The following is a 24,889-nucleotide window of genomic DNA, read 5'->3' as shown; positions in this document are numbered from 1 at the left end:
CGACGCGGCCGCACCCGGTGTGGCGGTCCTGTCGTGCGCACCGCACGGTGGATACGCGGCGCTCGACGGCACCGGCACGGCCTCGGCCCACATCGTGGGTCTGGCCGCCCTCGTTCTCGCTCACCACGAGGACTTCCACGGACAGCTGCTGCCCCGTGGCCCCGGCCGGGTACAGCATCTGTTCGAGATCATCGCCGCCAGCTGCCGACAGCTCGCCGTCCTTGGCACGGTGGAGGCGGCCCGCGTCGGCCGCGGCCTGCCCGACGCCCTCGTCGCCCTGGGCCTGGCCCCCGGCGTCCAGCTGGCCCCGGCCCTGTCGCCGTATGTCCTGTCCATGGCGGGTTAGCCCCTCCCGCCCCGGCGCACACAACGGCACCCCTCGGACGAGGGGTGCCGTTCGGCGTGCGACTCCCACGCGCTCGGCCACACTCCCGGCCGTGAAGGCGTCTGCCGCGCCTGGTCGAGCTGGACGCACTCCCGGGCGTGAGGGTGCCTGCCCCGCCTGGTCGATCCGGACGCACTCTCGGGCGTGAGGGCGTCTGCCCCGCCTCGCCGGGCCGGACGTCACTGGTCGCGGGGGCGGGACGGTGCTGTCATGGATAGGGGAGGCGGCGTGGACGAGCGGCCGCGGAGGCCGGGGCGCCGCCCCGAGGCGAAGCGGAGGAGGACGATGTCATGCTGCACCGCCGCACGGTCGGTGACGTGATGACCAAGGACGTCATCACCGTCCGCCCCACCACCCCCTTCCACGAGATCGCCGCCCTGCTGGACGCGAACGACATCGCCGCGGCCCCCGTCATCGACGACGAGGGTGTCCCCATCGGCGTCGTGTCCGCGTCCGACGTGCTGCGGCACGAGACCGGCATGCCCGATCCGCAGGGGCTGGACGGGGACGACGAGCGCGCCTGGAGCAAGGCCCGGGCCCGGACCGCGAGCGCGCTCATGAGCAGCCCCGTCTTCACCGCGGATCCCGACTGGACGATCCCCCGGGCCGTGCGGGAACTGCGCGGGCGGCACGTCAAGCAGCTGCCGGTCGTCGGTGACGACGGGCTCCTCATCGGCATCGTCAGCCGCAGCGACCTGCTGGACACCTTCATCCGCTCCGACGACGAGATCCGCGGCGAGGTCGAGCGGGACGTCCTGCGGCGCATCCTCGGTCTGGACGAGGGCATCGTGGAGGTCGAGGTCCAGGACGGTGCCATCACCCTGTGGGGTCACGTCCCGGAATCGCGTCTCGTGCCGGTGGTCGTGGGCCTGTGCCAGGGGGTCGACGGTGTCGTCGCCGTGGACACCCACCTGGCCGACTAGCCGGTGGTGATGTGCCTGATCAATCGACGCCCTGGACGCAGGGAACCGCTCGAGGAGCCTGACCGGCGCGCTCACCGCGGTGGCGTCCTCGGCCGCGGACGGCGACGGCAAGCGCGAGGCGTCGCCGGATGGGGCGGCACAGGGACTGCCGCGGCGGCCGGGTCCGTCGGGGACCCTGCGTCTCCGCCCCGGCGGGCGATGCCCGCTGAGCGTGCCGAAGGCCTCCCTGGTACGTACTCTGGTGATGTTGAGGTGCCTGTTTCGTACTGCCTCCCCGCGGGAGGTTGCGATGGCCTCCAACGAGGGGCGAACGCGCAGGTCCGGGCCGCAGTCGGGCCGGTCGAGCCGATCGTCGCGAAGCGATTCCCGCTCGAGTCCGCGGCGGAGGCCCAGCAGCATCTTGCGGAGGGCCGGCCGTTCGGCCGGGTGCACCTCGAGATCCAACGCGAAATCGCCCCGGTCCTGCCGGTGCCGTCGCGGCCGGGCGTGTCATCGGATGGAAGCGAAACATGGAGCAGACTCCGACGATCCCCGAGACGTTTCTCGGTGTCGGTTACACAAGAGACCGAGCCGGGCTGCCGCTCGAGGCGGTGCGTGTTCCCGTCCCGCAGCCGACTGCCGACCAGGTTCTGATCCGCGTCGCCGCCTCGTCGCTCAACCCGCTGGAGTACAAGCTGGCCGACCTCAATTTCATGGGGCGGACGCCTCCCGTCGCTCTCGGTCTTGACCTCGCGGGGGTGGTGGTCGCCGTGGGCGATGGAGTGAGCGACGTAGCCGTCGGCGACGCGGTGGCCGGTCTGGCCGATCTGAACGCTAATGGCGGTTGGGCAGCGACGGTCGGGAGCGGAAGCGAAGGCGGCTATGCCGTCGCCAGCCGATTCCTCACCGCCCGCAAGCCGCCGTCCTTGAGCTTTCGCGATGCGGCGGCGCTACCGATGGCCTTCCTGTCCGCTTTCGCGAGTCTCTACCAGGCCGTCCACGTCGGTGAGTCGGTCTATGTCCCGGGAGGTGGCGGTGGCGTCGGGCACCTCGCCGTGCAGATGGCGGTGCGTGCCCTGGGCGCGGGACTGGTCATCAGCAGCGGTAGTACGCCGCAATCAATGGCGCTGGCCCGGCAATCCGGAGCCCAACACGTTTTCGACTACAAGCGCGACGACGTCCCGGCCGAAATCGCGAAGCTGACAGGCAGTCAAGGCGTCGACCTCGTCTTCGACGCCACCTACAGCGAGCGGGGCTTTGTCGAGACCGCGAAGACCGTCCGGCGCGACGGCAGTTGGATCGTGCTCGGCGTCGGCCCCGGCAAGACGACACGCTTGGTCGAAACGGACAGCCCGGTGGACACCATCCTGGCCGAGCGCGGCGCCAAGCATGTCAACGTCAACTTGCTGCGGTACTTCTCCGAACCCGCCACGCTCGACAGCGAGGCGCGTGATCTTCTCCAGCGTGGGATGGCTCTGGCAATGGAGTGGGCGGAGCAGGGAATTGTGGTCCCGCACATCAGCCAGACCATCGACAGCACCGTGGAGGCGATCAACACGGGGCTGCAGTCGCTCAAGGCAGGCCACGGCACGGTGGGCAAGGTGGCGGTGATCGTGGATCGCGATCTGGCCGGGGGGCCGGATTCTGGTTCCTGACTTGGTTCAATCGGGTCGGACGGGGGGCGGAAGCGCTGCCTTGCCAGAGGGGGGCGGGAAACATGCATGAGCGCCAGGTCATTCTCAACGAGCGTGCCCAGGGGATACGGCCGGTGTCGGAAGGCCTGGCGTGGTCGCCGGCCTGGAGGAGGAGCAACAGCGCCTGGTTCTGCCGGAGTTGGTGCAGTTCTGCCTCCAGGCATGTGCGATAGAGGCTGACGTCGAGGAGGCCATTGAGCGCTCCGGGATACGCCGGACCTACACACCCGCCGTGATGCTGTCCCGATGGCGGTTGAACATGTCCGCCCTGCCGCCCTTCGACCGCGCCAGGGCGTTCCCTCTGCTGCTCGCGCTGTTCGCTGTCGCCGACACCCGTCGACGCGAGCGTCACTGCGCTGACGGGTGCACCTACGAGTGGCACAACCTGGCCGGCCATCCGGACGCGCGGCCGACGGCTACTTGATCATCCTTCGGCCCAGGCAACCCGATCGGGCAGGACACCCCGCTCTTGGCGAGGCTGTGCTGCCATGTGACCCGATGGCGCGGTCTGTTGTGGGGGATTGCTGGATCAGGGACGCAGGTGGGTCGGCAGTTCGATTGCGGCGGTGTAGGGACGCTCCCGGGGCAGCAGGCGGGCAGCCGCGTCGAGGTTGCCACTGCGTACGAGCGTGTGGATCTCGTGGGCGAGTGGGGTCACGTCCCGGATGGCGACCGTCCATTCGTCGGCGTAACGTCGAGCGGCCTCGCCGGAGAGGCCGAGCTGCAAGGAGCGGTACGGCAGGGGTTGCAGATGCAGGTCCCGCTCGGGGTCCCACTGGATGCGAGTGGGCGCGCGCTTCAGCTGACGCTGCCAGGTGGCGCGGTCGGGGTGTACCCCGCGGACGTAGCTCGACAGGCACGCGTTGCGCACGGCCCATTCGAAGCCGTCGCGGGTGATCTCAACAGCCAGGACGGTCTCCTGACCGCCCTTCGTGGCCCAGCCGCAGCGGTACATCATCCACAGGAACGACGGTTTGATCCACGTCATTCGGTCCCGCTTCCACAGGGCGGGAAAACGGCCCTCGCGGACGGCGGGCAGGCCAATGTCCGGGGAGTACGCCTGGTAGACGGTGATCGTGGATGCTGCGTAGACCGCCCGGATCCCGCGTTGCGGCTCTTCCATGACGTACAGCGTGGAGCCGACCGGTCCGTGCGGCCACCGATTTTCGACCGCGTCAGCCTCTCCCGCCCAACCCGCCGTACCCCGCCGGGTTCTTCGCCAAGTACTGCTGGTGTTGTCCGACCGCAGGACAAAAGGTCTATGAGGGGGCTTGAGCCACCGGTGGATAGCCGTTCGACGTACGCGCCCATCCTAGGAGCGCTCTGAGCGTCAGCCGACCGAAGGTGACGGCCGAGCTCGCGCGGCCTGACCTACTTCGTCATGGTGAACTGGTAGCGCTCGCCGTGGTTCAGATAGTGGTATTCGATGGGAACCGAGGACGCGGCAGCGGACTGCTTGAAATCTTCCAGCCCGGACCGGAACACCGAAAAGTCGTTGTAATGGATCGGGATCGCCGTGCGCGGCCTGACGATCTCCGCACACCTGACGGCCTGGGCCCCGGTCATGGTCACCACAGTGAGGAAGAGCGTGGTCCCGCCGGCGTGGAACAACCCGAGGTCGATCTCCGGATAGCGCTGGGGTATGTCGTACAGCCGGTTGTGCAGCATGGTGTCGCCGCTGACGTACAGCCGGTACAGGTGCCGGTCGCCGGTGAAGAAGTCCAGAAGTGAGCCGTTGACCGGCATGAGCATGTCCTGCAGTTCGAAGTTGTTGGTGTGCTCAGCCGGCATGGCTGTCACTTTGAGCCGGGCGTCACCTCTCTGCACGGTCTGGCTCTCCCAGGTGTCGAGCGGGTGGCCATTCGCGAAGCCCAGCGGGCGCAACTGCTCGACTGCATGGTGCGTGGTGACGATGGGGATGCTCTTGTCCAGATCCCGAGCTGCGACGTCGTCGAAGTGGTCGGCGTGATAGTGCGACAGAACGATCAGGTCCAGTGGGGGAAGATCCGCAACCTGGCAGGCGGGATCGACCTCACGGCGGGCGTAGATGCCATGCCCGAGATGGACATGCCCTCCCTTGTGCAGGAACGCGGGGTCGGTCAAAATCGTGAACCCCGCGCATCGGATCAATGTCGTGGCGTTGCCGATGAAGTGCACCTCACCGGCGTCAACGTTAGGTTGCTCGCCTACCGGAAGCGTGATCATCGCGTTCACGAGACCTCCAGCTGGATGACCAGGAAGGTGGCTATTAGGGGGATTTGCCCTGATGTGCAAGCGTGAAACTGATTCTCTTTCCGGGCGTCTCCCCCAGCCAGGTGCCGCGAGCCGACGTGGGCGGGCACATGCGCGGCGCGGTGCATGGTGAGGGAGCACGCCGACGTCTCCCACTCGGAACGGACGTGGCACGTCACACTCGGTAGCCAGGGTGTGATGGCGGGTGGAGCACGCCGCGGTCTCGGGCAGGAGGGGGTGATGCTGCAATGGATGCGGGATTCTGTGCTGCCGCGCCGGGCGGTGCAGCCCTCGTCGTGCCTTCCTGGGCAGCCGGCGGAACTCCGCGCTCAGGCTCATGGGGGCAGAGCATGCGGGCTGGAGGAAATCACCGGTGAAGCCGCCGAGCCTCACAGAGCCGCTTCCTGGTGCTGTGAACGCGATGATTCACCGGGTTGGTCAGGCTGTCTCGGGGATGCGGCGGTCGCCCCATCGGATGCGTTTTTCGCTGCGGATGCGGGCGGCGCGTTCCTCGCGTTGGGCGGCGAGGACGTCTGGGTAGCGGACGTGGAGGTTGCGCCGCCGGAGGTGGGGCTCACTTTTTCAGCGCCGCACCCACAGCGGCGAGGTACTCGTCGACGCTCAACGTGGCGTGGGAGATGGTCGGGTAGCGCTGGACCATCGCGTCGTATGCGGCGCGCCCGCCGAGCGCCGCGGTGGCGTCGGTGAAGGTGGTCACGTGGTAGCCGTGTTCCATACAACTGCGCGAGGTCGACTCCACGCAGTGCGTGCCGATCATCCCGGCGATCGCGATGTACTCGACGTTGTGCTGGCGCAGCTGGACCTCGAGGTCTGTGTTGGCGAGCACGTCGATGTTCTTGTGCGGGACGATCACTACCTCGCCGTCGATGGGTGAGAGCTCGGGGTGGAAATCGGCGTTCCAGCTGCCCGCGGCGAATTCGCGGTTGCCGAACATCTCCTGGTGGATGCCGGTCAGGTGCTTCCACGAGGTGTAGTCGTGCTCGGTGTAGGACATCGGCGCGAAGAACACCGGCAGCTTGTGCTGCCTGGCCCCGGTCAGCAGCCGTTTGAGGTTCTCGAACGTGCCGATCCTGTCGAACTCGTCCTTGAACGTCGGGTAGAGCTTTCCCTTCTCCGAGAACACCTCGTTGACCGTGTCGATCAGCAGCAGGCCCATCCGGCTCGGCTCATACGACGGCATCGTCATACCAGGCTTCTTTCGGTCGGCTGCTTCTTTGCCGAGGCTAAGCACTCCGCACGTGACCCGCCGACCGCTGGAGAGCCATGTGGCTGAACGAAGAGCCGTGCTGACCTGTGTCACGCTCTGCTCCATGAGAGGGCGGGTGCGGTGCCAGCCACTCTCTGCGCCTACGTTCCGAACCCACCCGGTGCCGTCAGCCTTCGGCCTTGGGGACACTGATCGGGCAGGACATCCCCGTCCCGCCCAACCCGCAGTACCCCGCCGGGTTCTTCGCCAAGTACTGCTGGTGGTACCCCTCCGCCGGATAGAACTCGCGGCCCTCCGCGGGGAGCAGTTCCGTGGTGATGGTGCCGTAGCCGGAGGCCGTGAGGACCTTCTGGTAGGCCTCGCGGGACGCCTTGGCCGTGGCGGCCTGGGCGGGGGAGTGGGTGTGGATCGCCGAGCGGTACTGCGTGCCGACGTCGTTGCCCTGGCGGAAGCCCTGCGTGGGGTTGTGGGTCTCCCAGAAGACCTGGAGGAGGCGCTCGTACGAGATCTGCTTCGGGTCGTAGACCACGCGGACCGCCTCCGTGTGGCCCGTCAGACCCGAGCAGACCTCTTCGTACATGGGGTTCTCGGTGTAGCCGCCCTGGTATCCGACGAGTGTGGTGTGGATGCCCGCCGGGAGCTGCCAGAACTTGCGCTCGGCGCCCCAGAAGCAGCCCAGACCGAAGTCGGCGATCTCCAGGCCCTCCGGGTAGGGACCGAGGAGCGGGGTGCCGAGGACCGTGTGCCGTTCGGGGACCGTGAAGGGCGGGGTGGAGCGACCGCGCAGGGCCTGTTCCGGGGTCGGCAGTTGGGGCACGCGGCTGTACAGGAACATGCGGTCTCCACTGGGTCGCGGCCGGGGTGGGATGCGCCTTCGACAACGTGCCCGTCGCCACGGGAATTCCGGGCCCCTCCGGGGCGGAGTAGTCGCCCACCCCCTGGCCGCTCCTTCGCCTTTCGCTCAGCGTGGCAGCGTCGCCGGGCTTCCTCCGTTCGCCTCGTAGCCCGCCACCGCCAGTGCGCGGAAGACCGCGTAGTCCGCGGCCGGGTCGGAGGTCAGGGTCCAGGGCAGTGCGCCGACATGGCCGTCGACGTGGACCAGCTGAGCCATGGCCTCCGACCAGCGCTCGCTGCGGACCAGGAAGAAGACCAGGAGGTGGCGGACGTGCGCCAGCATCGGGTCGTCGGAGCGGGCCGACTGCACCGCGTAGAGGGCGCCGTGGATCGCCTTCGTCACGACCTCGCTCTGATAGAAGCTGCGGACCAGGTTCACCTCGGGGAGGTGCTCGAAGACCGCGAAGAGGGGCATCGCGGCGAGGAACGAGCCCTGCGGGGCGCGGGCCGCGGCCGCCTCCGCGAACGAGTACGCCACCTGCCGCGAGCCGTGCCACTTCTCGCACCAGTAGTGCAGCGCCGCCAGGTGCGCGCCCATGTGGGCGGGGGAGCGGTCCAGGATCTTCAGCCACAGCTGCTCGAACTCCGGCTGCGGATAGGCGAGTCCGCGGGCCACCGACAGCTCGATGATGTAGGGGATCGGGTCACCGGGGGCCAGCAGCGCTGCCTCCGCACACGCCGACTTCGCCTCCTCCATGATGATCCGGAACTCGTCCGTCCCCGGAGTCGACGTGCGCCATGCCTGCTGCACCAGGAACTCCGCCTGCACGGCCGCGCCGCCCGCGTCCTTGGGGGCCTCGGCCCGCCATACCCGCAACCACTGCGCGCCCGGCATCTCGCTCACGCCGCCGGGCCGCTGCTGCAATTCGAGGGATGCCGCGCCCGCGAAGGCCTGGACGCGCTGCCAGCGTGTCTCGCCCTCTTTCTCCGTGCCGGCCAGGAGCTGGGAGGCCGCGTGGTAGTCCTGCGTACGCTGCACGACGTCCAGGACATCCAGCAGGTCCTGGTCGGGCCCGGGCATGCGGACGTCCAGCTCCTCCTGGCGGACGAAGCCGTAGTTCGCCGGATCCGCGGCGTCCGGGTCGCCCGGCGCGACCTGCTGGATACCCGCGCGCCTGCGCATGAGGACGGGCAGCAGGACCAGGCTGATCATGGCCAGCGCCATCAGGACCCAAAGAATCACCATGTCTCAAGCGAACCAGACGGGTCCGGCAGTTGGCCAACCTGGTCGCCGGGCCTGTGGAAAACCCGGCGGCGTATTGCGGCGAGGCGGCCGGCCGCCTTCCGTCGCCGCGGTCGCCGCTCCCGCCCACCCGCTGACCGCTCCCGCGCCCCGTCGACCGCTCCAGCCCCCACGTCGACTCCGTCGACGGAAGCGACCCTCCGCGCTCGCGCACCGGACACTCCGTGCTCGCCCCGGCGCCGTCGGGCCTTCGCCGTCATCCTCGTCCCGGGCGCACTACCCTCGGTCCTCATGAGCGACAGGCACATCAGTCAGCATTTCGAGACCCTCGCGATTCACGCGGGGAACACCGCCGACCCCCTCACCGGCGCGGTCGTCCCGCCGATCTACCAGGTCTCGACCTATAAACAGGACGGCGTCGGCGGTCTGCGCGGCGGCTACGAGTACAGCCGCAGTGCGAACCCCACCAGAACTGCCCTGGAGGAGAACCTCGCCGCCCTGGAGGGCGGCCGCCGCGGCCTCGCGTTCGCGTCCGGACTGGCGGCCGAGGACTGCCTGTTGCGTACGCTGCTCAGCCCCGGCGACCACGTCGTCATCCCGAACGATGCGTACGGCGGTACGTTCCGCCTCTTCGCCAAGGTCGTCTCGCGGTGGGGTGTGGAGTGGTCGGTCGCCGACACCAGCGATCCGTCGGCCGTACGAGCCGCGCTCACCCCGCGGACCAAGGCCGTCTGGGTGGAGACCCCCTCCAACCCGCTGCTCGGTATCACCGACATCGCCGCCGTCGCCCAGATCGCCCGTGACGCGGGCGCGAGGCTCGTCGTCGACAACACCTTCGCGACGCCCTACCTGCAGCAGCCCCTCGCGCTCGGCGCGGACGTCGTCGTGCACTCCCTGACCAAGTACATGGGGGGACACTCCGACGTCGTCGGCGGTGCGCTGATCGTGAACGACCCCGAGCTGGGCGAGGAGCTGGCCTACCACCAGAACGCGATGGGCGCGGTCGCGGGCCCGTTCGACTCGTGGCTGGTGCTGCGCGGCACCAAGACGCTCGCCGTCCGCATGGACCGGCACAGTGAGAACGCCGCCAAGGTCGCCGACATGCTCACCCGGCACGCGCGCGTGACGAGCGTTCTGTACCCGGGTCTGCCGGAGCACCCCGGGCACGAGATCGCCGCCAAGCAGATGAAGGCGTTCGGCGGGATGGTCTCCTTCCGGGTCGAGGGCGGCGAGGAGGCGGCCGTCGAGGTGTGCAACCGTGCCAAGGTCTTCACCCTGGGCGAGTCCCTGGGCGGTGTGGAATCGCTGATCGAACACCCGGGGCGCATGACGCACGCGTCGGCCGCCGGCTCGGCCTTGGAGGTCCCCGCCGACCTCGTCCGCATCTCCGTGGGCATCGAGAACGTCGACGACCTCCTGGAGGACCTGCAGCAGGCCCTCGGCTAGCCGCGCGGTCTCACCAGTCGCTGATCGGTGGGGTCGTCGTGGACGGCGGCTCCACCCAGGGGCGTGTGTACAGGGCCCAGACCGCGAAGGCGACGGCGGCGGCGATCAGCACCAGCCACATCAGCCGGCGGGCCACGGTGCGGCGGCGCAGCATCCGGCCGCCGCGCCGCAGGGCCTCCGGGTACAGGCCGGGCGGCACATGCGGCGGCGTCCGCTCGAGCAGCCGCCGTACGGTCGCCTCACGCTCGGGCATGTTCATCGGTCACCTCCGCTTGACCGGGTCCGGCAGGGTCCCGGAAGGCGCCCTGTTCTCGGGCGCGGCCCCGTCACGAGGGCGCCGGCTTCGCCATCGGCACCGTCGCCGCCGGCCCCGGCGGCGGGTGCAGCAGCGTGGTCATCGCCCGGGCGCAGATCGCGCGCACCCGCTCGGGGGACAGGCCGAGGAGGGCGCCCGCCTGTTCTTCGGCCACACCCTCGTACAGCCTCAGGACGAGGATCAGCCGCTCCTGGGGCGACAGGTCCGCCAGCAGGCCCTGGGCCTTCGGCCGGCGCCGGCCGAAGGCCCCGTACCGGCACCAGGCCCCGTACTGGTGCCACGCCCCGCGCGCGAAGCGACTGGCCAGATACTGGCGCGCCCGGTCGTAGGGGTCGTCCCCGCGCAGCCGGTCCCAGGACGCGTAGGTCTGGGCGAGGGCCAGCGTCAGCAGGCGCTGCGCGCGCGGGTTGTCGTCCGGGATCTCCGCGGTGAGCAGGGTTGCGGCATGCAGCAGCCGCCCGGCCGCGCCCGCGACGAACGCCTCGAACTCACGGGTCCGGCGGGCGCCATGGGAAGCGTGCCGTTCTCGCACCGCGCCTCCCCCCTGCGGGCGATCATGAAGCGGACCGGACCTCGTCGACACCGTGCGGCAGCCGCCGCGCACGCACGGCAGGATCTGGGCGTGTACGGCGAACCGGACCGTGTACGACGGGTTCCGGTCTCATATCAGACCGGCCGCGCCCTCTGGGTCAAGAGCCGGGGAGCGCTCGAGCGCGCGCGTGCCGGGCCGGTGACGCAAAGAGCGGGGTCCGCGCGGTACGGGGAGGCGGTACGTCGGGCGCGGTACGTCGGCGCGCGGTGCAGGACGAGGGCTGCCCGCGCGGGACGTGGCGCTCAGGACGTCGGGCTCAGGTGGCCGGCTGGGACTCCGGTCCCGGGACCCCCTGGGTGGCCTGCCGGGCGGAGAGAGCCGCATTGAACCGGGTGAGCAGGGTGCAGAAGTCCTCGCGCTCCTGCGGTGTCCAGTCGGTCGTCAGTTCGGCCATGAATTGCCGCCGGGACGAGCGGACCTCCTCCAGGCGGGCCAGTCCGCGCGGGGACAGCTGGAGTACCACCGCGCGCCCGTCCTCCGGGTGGGAGGTGCGCTTGACGAGGCCGGTGTCGACGAGCGGGGCCACCTGCCGGGTCACCGTCGACGAGTCGATGCCCATGCTCGCCGCCAGCGCCTTGACGCCCATCGGGCCCTCTTTGTCGAGGCGGTTGAGCAGGAGGTACGCGGCGCGGTCCATGGAGTTGCGCACCGGCCCGACCCCGCCGAGCCGCGTCTGTTCGGCGCGCCGCGCGAACACCGCGACCTCGTGCTGCAGGGTGTCCAGAAGGCCGGGTTCACCGACGGTCGACATGTCCATCGACATTTCAGGCGTTGTGGGCATGGCCGGGGGCTCAATTCATGCGTGGGGCTGGGTTGGGGGACAGGGTACGCGGCCGGGGCGCAGGTCGTACCGGCGCTGCACAAACCTGTCCAGGGCTTTGGTCACACCCGCTGCGAAGCGGCGTGAACTGCGAGACTGGTGGTCATGAACTACAGCACGGCTGACTCCTTGCCGGCGGTGACTTTGGACGACGTACGGGGCGCCCAGAAGATGCTGTCGGGCATCGCCCGCGTCACGGCCATGGAGGGCAGCAGGCACCTGTCCCAGCTGGTGGGTGCGCCGGTGCAGTTCAAGTGCGAGAACCTCCAGCGGACCGGGTCGTTCAAGCTGCGCGGGGCATACGTGCGGATCGCGGGGCTGTTGCCCGAGGAGCGGGCGGCGGGCGTCGTCGCCGCGAGCGCGGGCAACCATGCGCAGGGCGTGGCCCTCGCCTCCTCGCTGCTCGGGGTGCACTCCACGGTCTTCATGCCCAAGGGTGCCCCACTGCCGAAGATCAGCGCGACCTGCGAGTACGGCGCTGACGTACGTCTGCAGGGCCAGGTGGTGGACGAGACCCTGGCCGCGGCGCAGCGGTACGCGGCCGAGACGGGTGCGGTCTTCATCCACCCGTTCGATCACCCCGACATCATCGCGGGCCAGGGCACGGTCGGTCTCGAGGTCCTCGAGCAGTGGCCGCGGGTACGCACGATCGTCGTGGGCATCGGCGGCGGCGGGCTGGCGGCGGGCATCGCGACCGCGGTGAAGGCGCTGCGCCCGGATGTGCGGGTGGTAGGCGTACAGGCGGAGGGAGCGGCGGCGTACCCGCCCTCGCTGGCGGCCGGGCGCCCGGTGTCGGTCGACAACCCGGCCACGATGGCCGACGGGATCAGGGTGGGGCGGCCCGGTGAGGTGCCGTTCCGGATCATCCGCGACCTGGTCGACGAGGTCCGTACGGTGTCCGAGGACGCGCTGTCCGCCGCGGTGCTGCTGTGCCTGGAGCGGGCCAAGCTGGTGGTCGAGCCGGCCGGCGCGAGTCCGGTGGCGGCGCTGCTGAGCGATCCGGGCGCCTTCGAGGGCCCGGTGGCGGCGGTACTGTCCGGCGGCAACGTGGACCCGGTGCTGCTGCAGCGCATCCTGCGGCACGGCATGGCCGCGCAGGGTCGCTACCTGGCGGTCCGGCTGCGGCTGACCGACCGCCCCGGAGCCCTCGCGACGCTTCTCGGGGTGTTGTCAGTGCTCGACGCTAACGTCCTCGATGTGAGTCACGTACGGACCGATCCACGGCTCGGGCTCACGGAGGCGGAGGTCGAGCTGCACCTGGAGACGAAGGGCCCGGAGCACTGCGCCGAGGTCTGGCAGGCGCTGCGGGACGCGGGTTACACCGTCATCGACTGAGTACCGGCCGTTGTCGTGGCCGAGTGGAAAAATTCGTTTGAGAGACGCGATACATCGCGTTATGGTGTGGTCGCCTCATCGCGTCCGCCGTGCTGCGGGACCATCGCGCCTGCGCGGGCGGAAAAAACACATCGAGCGAACGAACGCATGAACGTACGCTCGTCCCCCATTCCCCGAACCCCAACGACGTGGAGAACTCATATGCCAGGCGCCATCTATGCCGAAGGCCTGGTGAAAACCTTCGGCGATGTAAGGGCTCTGGACGGCGTCGACCTCGACGTCCCGGAGGGCACCGTGCTCGGCCTGCTCGGGCCCAACGGCGCGGGCAAGACCACCACCGTCCGCTGCCTGACGACCCTGCTGCGCCCCGACAGCGGCAAGGCGCTCGTCGCGGGGATCGATGTGCTCGCGCACCCCGACGCCGTCCGACGCTCGGTGGGTCTGTCCGGGCAGTTCGCCGCGGTCGACGAGTATCTCACCGGCCGCGAGAACCTTCAGATGGTGGGGCAGCTCTACCAGATGAGGTCCAAGGCGGCCAAGCAGCGGGCGACCGAGCTGCTGGAGCAGTTCAACCTCGCCGAGGCCGCCGACCGGCCCACGAAGACGTACTCCGGCGGTATGCGCCGCCGCCTCGACCTCGCCGCCGCGCTGGTGGTCCGCCCGCCGGTGATGTTCATGGACGAGCCGACGACCGGTCTGGACCCGCGCAACCGCCAGCAGCTGTGGGAGGTCATCAAGCAGCTCGTCTCCGGAGGCACGACCCTGCTGCTGACCACGCAGTACCTGGAAGAGGCCGACCACCTGGCGCACGAGATCTGCGTCGTCGACCATGGCCGCGTCATCGCCCGCGGCACCTCCGACCAGCTCAAGGCGCGCACGGGCGGTGAGCGCGTCGAGGTGGTCGTCCACCAGCGCGAGGACATCCCGACCGCGGTGGAGGTGCTGAGCGGCTTCGGCAAGGGCGAGGCCACGGTCGAAGAGCACACCCGCAAGCTCACCGTCCCCGTCGCCGGCGGTGCCAAGCTCCTCGCGGAGGTCATCCGCGAACTGGACACCCGCGGCATCGAGATGGATGACGTCGGGCTGCGCCGTCCCACCCTGGACGACGTCTTCCTGTCCCTGACCGGCCATGTGGCCGAGGAGAAGCCCGAGGACAACGGAGCGGCCGAGAACCCCAAGGCCGGCAAGCGCACGAAGGAGACCGCCAAGTGAGTGCAGGCACCGACACCGTGACCGCGGCGGCGCCCGCGAATCCTCTCGGCCAGTCCGTCCGTGACTCGCTGGTCGTCGCGAAGCGCAATCTGATCCGCATGACCCGGATCCCGGAGATGGTGATCTTCGGGTTGATCCAGCCGATCATGTTCGTGGTGCTGTTCAGCTATGTCTTCGGCGGTTCCATGCGGGTCGGCGGCAGCACCAGCCCCGACGACTACCGCAACTTCCTGATGGCCGGCATCTTCGCCCAGACCGTCACGTTCGCCACTGCGGGCGCCGGCGCGGGCATCGCCGACGACATGCACAAGGGGCTCATCGACCGCTTCCGCTCGCTGCCCATGGCGCGGGGCGCGGTGCTCACCGGGCGCACCCTCGCCGACCTCGTGCAGACCGCGCTGACCCTGCTGGTCCTCGCGATCGTCGCCGTCCTGGTCGGCTGGCGCGTGGGGTCCAACGCCGACACCAATATCGGCAAGGTGCTGGGCGCCTTCGGTCTGCTGCTCCTGCTGGGGTACGCGTTCACCTGGATCGGGGCGCTGATCGGCCTCTCGGTGCGTACGCCGGAGGCGGCCACGTCCGGCGGACTGATCTGGCTGTTCCCCGTCACGTTCATCTCGAACGCGTTCGTGGACACCACCCACATGACGCCGTGGCTGCGGCACGTCGCCGACTGGAACCCGTTCAGCGCCACCGTGCAGGCCTGCCGCACGCTGTTCGGCAACCCGCCGGTGCACTCGTCCGCGCATGCGTGGCCGATGGAGCACCCCGTCTGGGCGTCGCTGATCTACTCGGTTCTGATCATCGTGGTGTTCCGGACGCTGGCGGTGCGGAAGTACCGTTCGGCGACGGCCTGACCCGCCAGGGGCCCGGGGCCGCAGGCCCCGGGCATGACGATGCCCCCGGTGCTGAAGGCACCGGGGGCCCGCGGAAGACGCCGGGGAGGCTCAGCCCTGGTAGGGCTCGGCCTTCAGGATCTTCACCGAAGCCTTCTTGCCGTTCGGCAGCTCGTACTGCGCGTCCTCGCCGATCTTGTGGCCGATCACGCCGGCGCCCAACGGAGACTGCGGCGAGTACGTCTCGATGTCGGCGCTCGCGTACTCGCGCGAGGCGAGCAGGAACGTCAGCGTGTCGTCCTCGTCACCGTCGAAGGCGATCGTCACGACCATGCCGGGTGCGACGGTACCGTCGTCCGAGGCCGGGGCCTCTCCGACCTGGGCGTTCTCGAGGAGCTGGGTCAGCTGGCGCACACGGAGCTCCTGCTTGCCCTGCTCCTCCTTGGCCGCGTGGTACCCGCCGTTCTCGCGCAGGTCGCCCTCCTCACGCGCAGCCGCGATCTTGGCGGCGATCTCCGTGCGCGCAGGACCAGTAAGGTACTCAAGCTCGTCCTTGAGCTTGTTGTACGCCTCCTGGGTCAGCCAGGTGACGTTCTCGCTGGTCTGGGTCACAGGGTGCTCCTCGTCGGTACTGGGAAATACAAAGCATCGCCCTACCCAGAAGAATGTTCCTTCACGGGTGGGCGAAACCACGAGCCTAACAATTCAGCGGCGGAAGGGGGAGGACATAAGCCATCAGAATTATGTCAATGCAGGTCAGCCCCTACGTGAGAAGAGTGACGTCAGTCGGCGTGGCAGCCCAGCAGCTCCGCCGTGGACCCCTCGGACGTCGTACGCAGCGTGACGACCTTGTCGATGCGGGTGGTGTGCCCGCCGAACCGGAAGTCCGCCCGGCCCACCTCGGTGCCGTCCGCCGACTGGGAGCGCACGGTGCAGTAACCGGTGGCGTCCGCGTCCTTGCGCACCTCGAGATGGACCTTGACCGAGTCCTTCCCCGCCTCGAAGGTGATCACCTGGCCGCTGATCTTGTTCTGCACGACGTAGTGATACCCGAACCAGCCGACGAGGATCAGCAGCAGAGCCCCGAGCACACTGGCGACGATCTTGAGTGTGCGGTCGGCGCGGTCGTCGGCGGAGCGGCCGTAACGGCCCTCGGGCAGCCGCGTGCTCGCCGTACTCATGGTCGTCCTCTCGGCCGTCACCGGGACGGACGTCCCGGAAGGGGTGCTCCGGGCGGGGCCCCGGAATTTTTCGCCCCCCGATTCGGTCACTATAGAAGCCGCACATCGCGCCGAATCACACCGGGCGCCGACCTGCCGACTTACTGAGGATCGAGTCTTGACTGACCAACTGCGACTGATGGCAGTGCACGCCCACCCCGACGACGAGTCGAGCAAGGGCGCGGCCACCATGGCGAAGTACGTGTCCGAGGGGGTGGACGTGCTGGTGGTGACCTGCACGGGCGGGGAACGCGGCTCCATCCTCAACCCCAAGCTCCAGGGCGACAAGTACATCGAGGAGCACATCCACGAGGTGCGCAAGAAGGAGATGGACGAGGCCCGGGAGATTCTCGGCGTCAAGCAGGACTGGCTCGGCTTCATCGACTCCGGCCTGCCGGAGGGCGACCCGCTGCCGCCGCTGCCCGAGGGCTGCTTCGCCCTCGAGGACGTCGACAAGGCGGCCGGCGAGCTCGTCCGCAGGATCCGCGCGTTCCGCCCGCAGGTGATCACCACCTACGACGAGAACGGCGGCTACCCCCACCCCGACCACATCATGACGCACAAGATTTCCATGGTGGCCTTCGAGGGCGCGGCGGACGGCGAGAAGTACCCGGAGGCGGAGTTCGGCCCGGTGTGGCGGCCGCTGAAGCTGTACTACAACCAGGGCTTCAACCGCCCGCGGACCGAGGCACTGCACAACGCGATGCTCGCGCGCGGCCTGGAGTCGCCCTACGCGGACTGGCTGAAGCGCTGGGACGAGTTCGAGCGCGTCGAGCGCACGCTGACCACGCACGTCCCGTGCGCGGACTTCTTCGAGATCCGGGACAAGGCGCTGATCGCCCACGCCACGCAGATCGACCCCGACGGGGGCTGGTTCCGCGTCCCGCTCCAGCTTCAGAAGGACGTCTGGCCGACCGAGGAGTACGAGCTCGCGAAGTCCCTTGTGGACACCTCCCTCCCGGAGGACGACCTCTTTGCAGGCGTCCGCCGGCCCTGAGGGACAATGCCTGACATGAGCGCAAGCGTGAGCCCGGCCATGACGCACCTCGTCACCCTCGCCGAGGTCGACCAGAACAAGGTCACCCCCGGTGTCCTCGGCTTCATCGTTTTCGCGGTGATGGCTGTGGCGGTGTGGGGCCTGATGAAGTCCATGAACAAGCACATGGGCAAGGTCCGCTTCGAGGAGGACGCCTCCGACACCGGCGAGAAGGCCGGTACGGAGGGCTCGGGCACGGTCAAGGGAGCACCCAAGGCCCAGCGGGGCTGAGGACTCGCCCTTCGGGGCCGCGCCGACACCCGGGCGCGGCCCCCGTCGGGATGCCCGTCAGTTCCCGGCGGGCACTTCCACCCCCATCACCTCCCGGGCGTGCCGCCCGGGCACCATCCCCAGGCGCCACGCCTGCCAGCCGTCCTCCAGGCTCACACCGCGCTCCAGCAGCACCCCGTACGCCCCGACGACGTCGTCCAGCTTCTCGTCCCTCGCCGGATGCCCGGCGCGGGACAGCTGGGCCAGTTCCTCCTCGGCCACCGCGGTACCCACCTCGACGCCTCCCGGGGAGGCGTAGGGCAGAAGGGTGCAGCGCAGGAAGCGGGCCCAGTCCTCCCCCCTGCGGTCGCCGTACGAGGTGAACAGCTCCACCGCCTCGTCGCACAGGGCGAGCGCCTGCTGCGTGCGGGCGTTGCCCGCGTCCACCACCGCCAGTTCCAGGCACGTCCACGCCTCGCCGTGGGCCACGCCGATGCGCTGGAAGTCCGCCCTCGCGTCCACCAGCAGCTGCCGTGCGAATCCGGAGTTGCGCAGCGACCCCGTCCGGGCCGCCCGCTGGTCACGGGTCACCCGCGCCGAGTGGTGGCGGGCGCAGGCCAGCCCGTACACGTCCCGCATCCGCGAGAACATCGTGCGGGCACGCTCCAGGTCGCGGACCGCCTCATCGAGTTCGCCCGCCTCCTCCAGGGCCTGGCCGAGGTAGTAGACCGTCCAGGCCTCGCCGCGCACGTCCTCGTTCTCCCGGTGACGCGCGGCCGCCCGGCGCAGCTCCTCGGCGGCCGACGACCCGTCGCCCGCGACCAGGCGGGCACGAGCCAGCTGGGTCAGCGCCCAGGCCTCACCGCGTGGGTCACGGGTGCGGGTGCACAGTTCCAGTGCGGTGCGCAGTTCCGTCTCCGCACGCGGGACCTCGCCCATGCGCAGGGCCAGCTGACCGAGCTGGAAGTGCGCCCAGGCCTCACCGTGCACGGACTCGTTCTCCCGGTGCAGGACCACGGCACGGGTGAGCAGGTCCAGCGCCCGGGCTGGCCGTGCGCGGTCGCGCTCCACCGCGGCCAGCGCGTGCATGGTCCACGCGCGGTCCGCCGCCAGCTCGTGGGAGGCCTGCAGTTCCAGCGCCTCCTCGAGCCTGGCCGTCGCCTCGGTGAGGTTGCCCTGGTGGTGGAGGGTGATACCGAGCGAACACAGCGCCCGGGCGGCGCCCGCGTCGTGATGCGCCTGCCGGTACAGGTCCACCACTGAGGCAAGCGTGGTCCGGGCCTTGTCCAGCTCACCCAGCTGACGCGCCGCGATGCCCGTACGCCAGCGCACCGAGCGCACCAGAAGGCCCTGGTCCACCTCTCCCGCCGTCGGTTCCGTGCGGGCCGGGGCGCCCCCGATCGTCAGCTCGCTGAGCTCGCCCAGCCGGTAGAGGTCGCCGCGCAGCAGGCAGTAGTCGCACAGGGCGCCCAGCAGGTTCAGCACCGCCGACTGATCGACGCCCTCCGCATGCCGCAGGGTGGCGGTGATGAAGCTCGACTCGTCGTCCAGCCAGCGCAGCGCCGCGTCCAGGGAGGTGAAGCCGTGCGGTCCGAAGCGGTCCGAGCGGGTCGACATATTGCCGTCCACCAGGCGCAGCACCGAGTCGGCCAGCTCCGCGTAGTTCACGATCAGGCGCTCCTGGGCCGCCGTACGCTCAGCCGGCTCCTCCTCGTCCAGCAGCCTGGCCTGCGCGAAGGCCCGTACCACGTCGTGCAGGTGGTAACGGCTGCCGCGCACATGGTCGATCAGGCCGGCGCGCGCCAGCGTCTGCAGATGCCGGGTCGCGTCCTCCTCGTCCGTCGCCAGCAGGGCGGCCGCCGCGGCAGCGCCCAGTGAGGTGCGGCCCGCCAACGCGAGCCGTCGCAGCAGGCGCCGTGCGGCCTCCGGCTGGTCCGTGTACCGCAGCCACAGAGCGCGCTCCAGCGGGTCCACCGGGCCGTAGGCCGCGAGGTCCGCGGCCAGTTGGCGCGGGGTGCGCGGGCCGAGCGAGGAGCCGCAGACGCGCAGTGCCAGAGGCAGACCGCCGCACAGCTCCCGGGTGCGCTCGGCGGCCTCGGCGTCGTACGGGCCCGAAGCGTCCTGGGCCGCCGCGTTCAGCAGTTCCTCCGCGCCCGCCGCGTCCAGCGGCCCGACCTGGAGCTCGTGCACCCGGGCCGGCAGGTCCTCGGGAAGGTCGAGAGGTCCTCGCACGGTGACCAGCACCAGGCTCTCGGAACGCTCGGGAAGGAGGGCGCGCAGCTGCTCGGGGTCCGAGGCGTCGTCGAGCACGATCGTGACGGGCATGCCCGTCAGATGCTGGTGGTACAGCTCGATCAGCCGCTTGACGTGCTGATCGGGCGAGGAGCGCTCACGGAACAGAAGCTGCTCACGGGGCGCGCCGAGCCGGTTGAGCAGATTGAGCAGGGCGTCGCGTGTGGACAGCGGCGGCTCGTCGGCGCTGTCGCCGCGCAGGTTCACCACGCACGCGCCCCGGAAGTGGTCCTTGAGGTCGTGCGCGGCGCGGATCGCGAGCGTCGTGCGCCCCGAGCCCGGCGCGCCGTGCAGGACGACCACCGACGGCTTGGTCTCCGTGGCCGCCCGGGCCGCCTGGACCCACTGCCGGATCCGTGCCAGCTCCTGGCGCCGGCCCGCGAACGGGCCCACGGGTTCCGGCAGCTGGCCGAAGGACTGGTCGAGCACCGTGCGCCGGCGCGCCGCCGCGCTCTTGTCGGCGCGGCGCAGCTGGGGTGAGCCCTTCGTGGGGGTCGTCGAGGAGAGGATCACCCGCTGCTGGTCGAGGAAGGGGCGGATGCCGCGGACCTCCAGGGCGGTCAGCCACTGCAGCCGCAGTTGCTCGAGGCCGCCGGGGCGGCCGAGCTCACCGGCCCGGCGGCCGGCCGCCGGCAGATGCGACGCGGTCACCTTCACCACCGTGGTCGCGGCCCCCGCGATCCCGACGGTGACGGCGGCGCTCAGCGCCGTGCCGCCGCCCGTGCCCAGCACGAGGTCCGCGGCGCAGGTCGTGGCCGCGGCCACGACCGCCACCGCGAGCGCCGTCGTGGCTCCCTCCTTCGCATACCGCTGACCGAAGGTCAGCCGGCCCGCCTCCACCTCGTCGAGAGCCCGTGTGTAGGCCTCGTACTCCTCCGCGGCCGTCTGCGCCATGGCGTCGAGCGCTCCGCGCGCCCGCGAGAGCAGTACGCCCCCATTGGTGCGACCGCCCGAGCGGCGCACCTCCTCCTCCACGGCCCGTGCCAGCAGCCGCTCGGCTTCCGTCCGATGGCCGTCGCGCATGTCACGTCCCCCTCCGGCGTCAACTCCCTTGGCTTTCAGTGTCCTTCGAGGGGGACATCAGCGCGAGGGTTGCGGGCGATCACGGAGCGGGTTGGATGACATCCGGATCCCGCAGGCCACTCCGGCGCTCCTTCCGGGTGACACCGGCAGCGGCGGCCGACCGCGTGTCGGCGGTGAGGCGACCGAACGGGCCGTGTCGGGCAGGATGGGGGTATGCCGAACCGACTGGCTCACGAGACGTCTCCGTATCTGCTCCAGCACGCGGACAACCCCGTCGACTGGTGGCCCTGGTCGGAAGAGGCCTTCGACGCGGCGCGCGAACGGGGCGTGCCGGTGCTGCTCAGCGTCGGTTACTCGAGTTGTCACTGGTGCCATGTGATGGCGCACGAGTCCTTCGAGGACGACGCGACGGCCGCTTATCTGAACGAGTACTTCGTCAGCATCAAGGTCGACCGCGAGGAGCGACCGGATGTCGACGCCGTGTACATGGAGGCGGTCCAGGCGGCCACGGGCCAGGGCGGGTGGCCCATGACCGTCTTTCTCACCTCCGACGCCGAGCCGTTCTACTTCGGCACCTACTTCCCGCCCGCCCCGCGTCAGGGCATGCCGTCCTTCCTGCAGGTCCTCGAAGGCGTCCGGCACGCCTGGGCCGAGCGCCGGGACGAGGTCGCGGAGGTCGCCGGGAAGATCGTGCGTGACCTCGCGGGCCGGGATCTGCAGTACGGCGAGGTGCGGGCGCCCGGTGAGGGGGAGCTCGCCCAGGCACTGCTCGGCCTCACCCGCGAGTACGACCCGCAGCGCGGCGGGTTCGGCGGTGCCCCCAAGTTCCCGCCCTCCATGGTCCTTGAGTTCCTGCTGCGCCACCATGCCCGCACCGGTTCGGAGGGCGCCCTGCAGATGGTGCAGGACACCTGCGAGCGCATGGCGCGCGGCGGTCTCTACGACCAGCTCGGCGGCGGTTTCGCCCGCTACTCCGTCGACCGCGACTGGGTCGTGCCGCACTTCGAGAAGATGCTGTACGACAACGCGCTGCTGTGCCGTGTGTACGCCCACCTGTGGCGCGCGACCGGCTCCGAGCTCGCCCGCCGGGTGGCGCTGGAGACCGCCGACTTCATGGTGCGTGAACTGCGCACCAAGGAGGGCGGTTTCGCCTCCGCGTTCGACGCCGACAGCGAGGAGGAGGTGCCGCGCGACGCGGCCGGCCCCGGAGGGGAGCCGGGGGAGCGTCCGCAGCAGGGCGGAGGCGAGGGCCGGCACGTAGAGGGCGCGTACTACGTGTGGACGCCCGCGCAGCTCACCGAGGCGCTGGGGCCCGAGGACGCCGAGATCGCGGCCCAGTACTTCGGCGTCACCGAGGAGGGCACCTTCGAGCACGGCAGCTCCGTGCTGCAACTTCCGCAGAGCGAGGGTGTGTTCGGCGCGCAGAAGATCGAGTCGATCAGGAGCCGGCTGCTCGGGAGACGAGGGAAGCGCCCCGCTCCCGGCCGCGACGACAAGGTGGTCGCAGCCTGGAACGGCCTCGCCGTCGCCGCGCTCGCGGAGACCGGCGCCTACTTCGACCGCCCCGATCTGGTGGAGGCCGCGCTCGGCGCCGCCGACCTGCTCGTACGGCTGCACATGGATGAGCACGCCCGTTTGGCCCGCACGTCGAAGGACGGTCAGGTCGGCGCCAACGCGGGTGTGCTGGAGGACTACGCCGACGTCGCCGAGGGTTTCCTCGCGCTCGCCTCCGTCACCGGTGAGGGCGTCTGGCTGGAGTTCTCCGGGCTCCTGCTCGGTCATGTGCTCGCACAGTTCACCGACGGGAGAGGGTCGCTGTACGACACCGCCGCCGACGCGGAGAAGCTGATCCGCCGCCCGCAGGACCCCACCGACAACGCCGCACCGTCCGGCTGGTCCGCGGCCGCCGGCGCACTGCTCTCCTACGCCGCCCACACCGGCTCCGAGCCCCATCGTGCCGCCGCGGAGCGGGCGTTGGGCGTGGTCAGGGTGCTGGGGCCGCGCGTGCCCCGGTTCATCGGCTGGGGGCTCGCCGTCGCCGAGGCGTTCCTCGACGGGCCGCGTGAGGTCGCGATCGTCGGCCCGTCCCTGGACGACCCGGCCACAAGGAGCCTGCATCACACGGCACTCACGGGCACCGCGCCGGGCGCCGTCGTGGCGGTGGGCCGTCCGGACGACGAGCTGCCTCTCCTCGCCGACCGGATCCTGGTGAACGGCGATCCGACCGCGTACGTCTGCCGCAACTTCACCTGTGACGCACCGACCACGGATCCCCGGCAGTTGCGCAGGGCCCTGAGGAGCTGAAACGCGGCGCTAGCCGCCTTCACCCGCCGTGCGGGGCCGCTGTCCCGCCGTCCGGCCAACCGGGGCGGCAGCGGTACGTCGCCGGCGGCGTGGCCGGGGTCCCGAGGATGTCCGACAATGACAACCATGGCCGCCACCGCACACCGCTCGACCTCTGCCGCACCCCGTCCGGGGCTGCGTGAGCGGAAGAAGATCAAGACCCGTACGGCGATCCGCGAGGCGACCTACCGGCTGGTTCGCGAGCGGGGGTACGAGGCGACCACCATCGAGCAGATCGCGGAGGCGGCCGAGGTGTCCACCTCCACGGTGTTCCGGTACTTCCCGGCCAAGGAGGACATCGTCCTCACCGCCGCGTACGCCCCGGTCCTGGAGGAGGAACTGCGTGCCCGCCCGCCCGGCGAGCCGCTCGCGGAGTCGCTGCGCCGCGTGGTCCCGGACGCCGTCGAGCGGAGCATGCGGGGCGAGTTCGGGACGCCCGAGGAGACGGGCCTGCTCCGGCGGCTGATGGTCGAGGTGCCGGCGGTCCGGTCGCGGATGAACGAGCGCATGGCCCTGACCGGCCGGATGCTGTGCCGGGTGGCCGCCGAGCGCACCGGGCGCGACCCGGACAGCCTGGAGGTGCGCGTCCACTGCATGGGCGTGGCCGCCGCGCTGACGGAGGCGTTCCTCTACTGGGCCGAGCACGGGCGGCAGGACGACCTCGGCGGCTGTGTCGCCCGCGCGCTCGATGTGCTGGAGCGGGGTCTGACGCCGGAATTCAAAGCCCCCTGAGCCGTCCCCGTGCCATCCTGACCAGGTGAACAGACCGGAGATCCATGTCGATTTCGCCCCCGAGCTGGGGCTCTTCATCCCGCACGGGCGGCGCGGGCGAGCCACGAAGGTCGTCACCGACGGCGTTTCCACGCTCGGCCACGTCGTCGAGTCGCTGGGTGTGCCGCTGACCGAGGTCGGCGCGCTCGTCGTGGACGGCCGCGTCCTGCGCCCCTCCCATGTGCCGGCCGCCGGGGAGCGGGTCGAGGTGCGGCCCGTGGAGCGCCCTCAGCGGGTGCCCGGCGCTCCGCTCCGCTTCCTCCTCGACGTCCACCTCGGCACTCTCGCCCGCCGTCTGCGGCTGCTCGGTGTGGATGCGGCATATGAGTCCATGGACATCGGTGACCCGGCTCTCGCCTCGCGCTCGGCCGCCGAGCGCCGGGTGATGCTCAGCCGCGACCGGGGGCTGCTGCGCCGCCGGGAACTGTGGGCGGGCGCGTTCGTCTACAGCACCCGGCCGGAGGACCAACTGCGGGACGTGCTGCACCGGTTCGCGCCCGAACTGCGGCCGTGGACGCGGTGCACCGCCTGCAACGGTCTGCTGCGCGAGGCAACGAAGGAAGAGGTCGTCGACCAGCTCGAACACGGCACCCGGCGCTCGTACGATGTGTTCGCGCGCTGCCTGGTGTGCGGCCGCGCCTACTGGAAGGGCGCGCACCACGAGCAGCTGGAAGCCATCGTGGCGCGCGCCCTCACCGAGTTCCCGAGCCGCACCTAGCACTCCCTCGTCGCACGCGGGCCCCTGCGTTCTGCGGCAGAAACGTTAAGGCTGTACGAGCTGCGGGACCGGGGCTGGGCCTCGTACAGGGCTGGTGCGCCGGGCGTGTGAGCTGCTCCGGGCGTGCGAACGTGCATGTGAACGAGCAAGTGATCGAACGAACAGACATACGAAAAGGCCGCGGCTCGATGCCGCGGCCTT

Annotated in this window: 23 protein-coding genes and 2 pseudogenes; 13 read left to right on the top strand and 12 right to left on the bottom strand. The window is 70.3% G+C overall.

The features are described from left to right. The 4 genes and pseudogenes from ACWDA7_RS29045 to ACWDA7_RS29030 form a co-directional block, all read left to right on the top strand. Nucleotides 1-346, top strand: a pseudogene (locus tag ACWDA7_RS29045) (S8 family serine peptidase); the annotation flags it as partial. Nucleotides 347-675: 329 nt separating this feature from the next. Next, a complete protein-coding gene (locus ACWDA7_RS29040) occupies nucleotides 676-1,308 on the top strand; it encodes a CBS domain-containing protein (RefSeq protein ID WP_360995723.1) in 633 nt (210 codons plus the stop codon). Between the two features lie 509 nt (nucleotides 1,309-1,817). Beyond that, the gene (locus ACWDA7_RS29035; RefSeq protein ID WP_450607707.1) at nucleotides 1,818-2,942 is read left to right on the top strand and encodes a quinone oxidoreductase family protein; all 1,125 of its coding nucleotides are present in this window, start codon (nucleotides 1,818-1,820) and stop codon (nucleotides 2,940-2,942) included. A gap of 130 nt (nucleotides 2,943-3,072) precedes the next feature. Then, nucleotides 3,073-3,405, top strand: a complete 333-nt coding sequence (locus ACWDA7_RS29030; protein WP_450607705.1) for a DUF5958 family protein — start codon at nucleotides 3,073-3,075, stop codon at nucleotides 3,403-3,405. Nucleotides 3,406-3,510: 105 nt separating this feature from the next. Here ACWDA7_RS29030 and ACWDA7_RS29025 read toward each other — a convergent pair whose 3' ends face one another. From ACWDA7_RS29025 to ACWDA7_RS29000, 6 genes and pseudogenes are all read right to left on the bottom strand, one after another. Then, the gene (locus ACWDA7_RS29025; protein WP_450607703.1) at nucleotides 3,511-4,104 is read right to left on the bottom strand and encodes a DUF4291 domain-containing protein; all 594 of its coding nucleotides are present in this window, start codon (nucleotides 4,102-4,104) and stop codon (nucleotides 3,511-3,513) included. A gap of 248 nt (nucleotides 4,105-4,352) precedes the next feature. Beyond that, nucleotides 4,353-5,186, bottom strand: coding sequence for an MBL fold metallo-hydrolase (locus ACWDA7_RS29020; RefSeq protein ID WP_450607710.1), 834 nt, complete (start codon nucleotides 5,184-5,186; stop codon nucleotides 4,353-4,355). A gap of 465 nt (nucleotides 5,187-5,651) precedes the next feature. After that, nucleotides 5,652-5,783, bottom strand: a pseudogene (locus ACWDA7_RS29015) (IS630 family transposase); the annotation flags it as partial. A gap of 4 nt (nucleotides 5,784-5,787) precedes the next feature. Further along, nucleotides 5,788-6,420, bottom strand: coding sequence for a cysteine hydrolase family protein (locus tag ACWDA7_RS29010; protein ID WP_450607701.1), 633 nt, complete (start codon nucleotides 6,418-6,420; stop codon nucleotides 5,788-5,790). Between the two features lie 187 nt (nucleotides 6,421-6,607). Beyond that, nucleotides 6,608-7,276 (bottom strand): peptide-methionine (S)-S-oxide reductase MsrA, encoded by a 669-nt coding sequence (gene msrA / locus ACWDA7_RS29005; protein ID WP_450607699.1) that lies wholly within the window; start codon nucleotides 7,274-7,276, stop codon nucleotides 6,608-6,610. A gap of 126 nt (nucleotides 7,277-7,402) precedes the next feature. Next, complete coding sequence (locus ACWDA7_RS29000) at nucleotides 7,403-8,521, bottom strand: hypothetical protein (RefSeq protein WP_450607697.1); 1,119 nt, start codon at nucleotides 8,519-8,521, stop codon at nucleotides 7,403-7,405. Nucleotides 8,522-8,809: 288 nt separating this feature from the next. On the opposite strand from ACWDA7_RS29000, the gene ACWDA7_RS28995 reads away from it, so the two are divergent. Then, entirely contained in the window at nucleotides 8,810-9,964 is a 1,155-nt protein-coding gene (locus tag ACWDA7_RS28995; protein WP_359392266.1) for a cystathionine gamma-synthase, read from the top strand. A 10-nt stretch (nucleotides 9,965-9,974) separates the two neighbouring features. On the opposite strand, the gene ACWDA7_RS28990 is transcribed toward ACWDA7_RS28995, so the two are convergent. The 3 genes from ACWDA7_RS28990 to ACWDA7_RS28980 all read right to left on the bottom strand — a co-directional run bounded on the left by ACWDA7_RS28990 (nucleotide 9,975) and on the right by ACWDA7_RS28980 (nucleotide 11,635). Further along, nucleotides 9,975-10,223, bottom strand: a complete 249-nt coding sequence (locus ACWDA7_RS28990) for a hypothetical protein (protein WP_450607695.1) — start codon at nucleotides 10,221-10,223, stop codon at nucleotides 9,975-9,977. 67 nt (nucleotides 10,224-10,290) lie between these two features. After that, nucleotides 10,291-10,812, bottom strand: a complete 522-nt coding sequence (locus tag ACWDA7_RS28985) for a sigma factor-like helix-turn-helix DNA-binding protein (RefSeq protein ID WP_450607693.1) — start codon at nucleotides 10,810-10,812, stop codon at nucleotides 10,291-10,293. A 316-nt stretch (nucleotides 10,813-11,128) separates the two neighbouring features. Next, nucleotides 11,129-11,635, bottom strand: coding sequence for a MarR family winged helix-turn-helix transcriptional regulator (locus tag ACWDA7_RS28980; protein WP_359392260.1), 507 nt, complete (start codon nucleotides 11,633-11,635; stop codon nucleotides 11,129-11,131). 162 nt (nucleotides 11,636-11,797) lie between these two features. On the opposite strand from ACWDA7_RS28980, the gene ilvA reads away from it, so the two are divergent. The 3 genes from ilvA to ACWDA7_RS28965 all read left to right on the top strand — a co-directional run bounded on the left by ilvA (nucleotide 11,798) and on the right by ACWDA7_RS28965 (nucleotide 15,096). Next, nucleotides 11,798-13,027: a threonine ammonia-lyase gene (ilvA, locus tag ACWDA7_RS28975; RefSeq protein ID WP_359392258.1), complete on the top strand. Its 1,230-nt coding sequence runs from the start codon at nucleotides 11,798-11,800 to the stop codon at nucleotides 13,025-13,027. A 201-nt stretch (nucleotides 13,028-13,228) separates the two neighbouring features. After that, nucleotides 13,229-14,239, top strand: coding sequence for an ATP-binding cassette domain-containing protein (locus ACWDA7_RS28970; protein ID WP_450607691.1), 1,011 nt, complete (start codon nucleotides 13,229-13,231; stop codon nucleotides 14,237-14,239). Further along, a complete protein-coding gene (locus ACWDA7_RS28965) occupies nucleotides 14,236-15,096 on the top strand; it encodes an ABC transporter permease (protein ID WP_450607690.1) in 861 nt (286 codons plus the stop codon). Before ACWDA7_RS28970 ends, ACWDA7_RS28965 begins: the two co-directional genes overlap by 4 nt. Before the next feature lie 90 nt (nucleotides 15,097-15,186). Here ACWDA7_RS28965 and greA read toward each other — a convergent pair whose 3' ends face one another. Together greA and ACWDA7_RS28955 are read right to left on the bottom strand one after the other, a co-directional pair. Then, the gene (greA, locus tag ACWDA7_RS28960; protein ID WP_359392252.1) at nucleotides 15,187-15,687 is read right to left on the bottom strand and encodes a transcription elongation factor GreA; all 501 of its coding nucleotides are present in this window, start codon (nucleotides 15,685-15,687) and stop codon (nucleotides 15,187-15,189) included. A gap of 170 nt (nucleotides 15,688-15,857) precedes the next feature. Beyond that, nucleotides 15,858-16,256, bottom strand: coding sequence for a DUF4307 domain-containing protein (locus ACWDA7_RS28955; protein WP_450607688.1), 399 nt, complete (start codon nucleotides 16,254-16,256; stop codon nucleotides 15,858-15,860). 157 nt (nucleotides 16,257-16,413) lie between these two features. Here ACWDA7_RS28955 and mca point away from each other — a divergent pair, with 157 nt between their 5' ends. Together mca and ACWDA7_RS28945 are read left to right on the top strand one after the other, a co-directional pair. Further along, the gene (gene mca / locus ACWDA7_RS28950; RefSeq protein WP_450607686.1) at nucleotides 16,414-17,292 is read left to right on the top strand and encodes a mycothiol conjugate amidase Mca; all 879 of its coding nucleotides are present in this window, start codon (nucleotides 16,414-16,416) and stop codon (nucleotides 17,290-17,292) included. 6 nt (nucleotides 17,293-17,298) lie between these two features. Further along, on the top strand, nucleotides 17,299-17,562 hold the full coding sequence (locus tag ACWDA7_RS28945) for a hypothetical protein (RefSeq protein WP_359392246.1): 264 nt from the start codon (nucleotides 17,299-17,301) through the stop codon (nucleotides 17,560-17,562). 57 nt (nucleotides 17,563-17,619) lie between these two features. On the opposite strand, the gene ACWDA7_RS28940 is transcribed toward ACWDA7_RS28945, so the two are convergent. Next, a complete protein-coding gene (locus tag ACWDA7_RS28940) occupies nucleotides 17,620-20,856 on the bottom strand; it encodes a tetratricopeptide repeat protein (protein WP_450607684.1) in 3,237 nt (1,078 codons plus the stop codon). Between the two features lie 213 nt (nucleotides 20,857-21,069). Between ACWDA7_RS28940 and ACWDA7_RS28935 the strand changes: the two genes are divergently transcribed. From ACWDA7_RS28935 to ACWDA7_RS28925, 3 genes are all read left to right on the top strand, one after another. Next, the gene (locus ACWDA7_RS28935) at nucleotides 21,070-23,160 is read left to right on the top strand and encodes a thioredoxin domain-containing protein (RefSeq protein ID WP_450607682.1); all 2,091 of its coding nucleotides are present in this window, start codon (nucleotides 21,070-21,072) and stop codon (nucleotides 23,158-23,160) included. Nucleotides 23,161-23,286: 126 nt separating this feature from the next. Further along, nucleotides 23,287-23,931 (top strand): TetR/AcrR family transcriptional regulator, encoded by a 645-nt coding sequence (locus ACWDA7_RS28930; RefSeq protein WP_450607681.1) that lies wholly within the window; start codon nucleotides 23,287-23,289, stop codon nucleotides 23,929-23,931. Between the two features lie 25 nt (nucleotides 23,932-23,956). After that, nucleotides 23,957-24,688 (top strand): Mut7-C RNAse domain-containing protein, encoded by a 732-nt coding sequence (locus ACWDA7_RS28925; protein WP_450607679.1) that lies wholly within the window; start codon nucleotides 23,957-23,959, stop codon nucleotides 24,686-24,688. Nucleotides 24,689-24,889 lie beyond the last annotated feature (201 nt).

It is taken from the genome of Streptomyces sp. NPDC001156 (genome assembly GCF_053598275.1).
This window is presented reverse-complemented; position numbering and strand designations above follow the sequence as displayed.

Bases quoted from the DNA above. Each gene is read 5' to 3' on its own strand.
- ACWDA7_RS29010 (WP_450607701.1), bottom strand. From the start codon at position 6,420: ATGACGATGCCGTCGTATGAGCCGAGCCGGATGGGCCTGCTGCTGATC.
- ilvA (WP_359392258.1), top strand. From the start codon at position 11,798: ATGAACTACAGCACGGCTGACTCCTTGCCGGCGGTGACTTTGGACGAC.
- msrA (WP_450607699.1), bottom strand. From the start codon at position 7,276: ATGTTCCTGTACAGCCGCGTGCCCCAACTGCCGACCCCGGAACAGGCC.
- ACWDA7_RS28935 (WP_450607682.1), top strand. From the start codon at position 21,070: ATGCCGAACCGACTGGCTCACGAGACGTCTCCGTATCTGCTCCAGCAC.
- ACWDA7_RS28945 (WP_359392246.1), top strand. From the start codon at position 17,299: ATGCCTGACATGAGCGCAAGCGTGAGCCCGGCCATGACGCACCTCGTC.
- ACWDA7_RS29040 (WP_360995723.1), top strand. From the start codon at position 676: ATGCTGCACCGCCGCACGGTCGGTGACGTGATGACCAAGGACGTCATC.
- ACWDA7_RS29025 (WP_450607703.1), bottom strand. From the start codon at position 4,104: ATGGAAGAGCCGCAACGCGGGATCCGGGCGGTCTACGCAGCATCCACG.
- ACWDA7_RS28990 (WP_450607695.1), bottom strand. From the start codon at position 10,223: ATGAACATGCCCGAGCGTGAGGCGACCGTACGGCGGCTGCTCGAGCGG.
- ACWDA7_RS29000 (WP_450607697.1), bottom strand. From the start codon at position 8,521: ATGGTGATTCTTTGGGTCCTGATGGCGCTGGCCATGATCAGCCTGGTC.
- ACWDA7_RS28970 (WP_450607691.1), top strand. From the start codon at position 13,229: ATGCCAGGCGCCATCTATGCCGAAGGCCTGGTGAAAACCTTCGGCGAT.
- ACWDA7_RS29020 (WP_450607710.1), bottom strand. From the start codon at position 5,186: ATGATCACGCTTCCGGTAGGCGAGCAACCTAACGTTGACGCCGGTGAG.
- ACWDA7_RS29035 (WP_450607707.1), top strand. From the start codon at position 1,818: ATGGAGCAGACTCCGACGATCCCCGAGACGTTTCTCGGTGTCGGTTAC.
- ACWDA7_RS28930 (WP_450607681.1), top strand. From the start codon at position 23,287: ATGGCCGCCACCGCACACCGCTCGACCTCTGCCGCACCCCGTCCGGGG.
- ACWDA7_RS28940 (WP_450607684.1), bottom strand. From the start codon at position 20,856: ATGCGCGACGGCCATCGGACGGAAGCCGAGCGGCTGCTGGCACGGGCC.
- ACWDA7_RS28995 (WP_359392266.1), top strand. From the start codon at position 8,810: ATGAGCGACAGGCACATCAGTCAGCATTTCGAGACCCTCGCGATTCAC.
- ACWDA7_RS28980 (WP_359392260.1), bottom strand. From the start codon at position 11,635: ATGTCGATGGACATGTCGACCGTCGGTGAACCCGGCCTTCTGGACACC.
- ACWDA7_RS28955 (WP_450607688.1), bottom strand. From the start codon at position 16,256: ATGAGTACGGCGAGCACGCGGCTGCCCGAGGGCCGTTACGGCCGCTCC.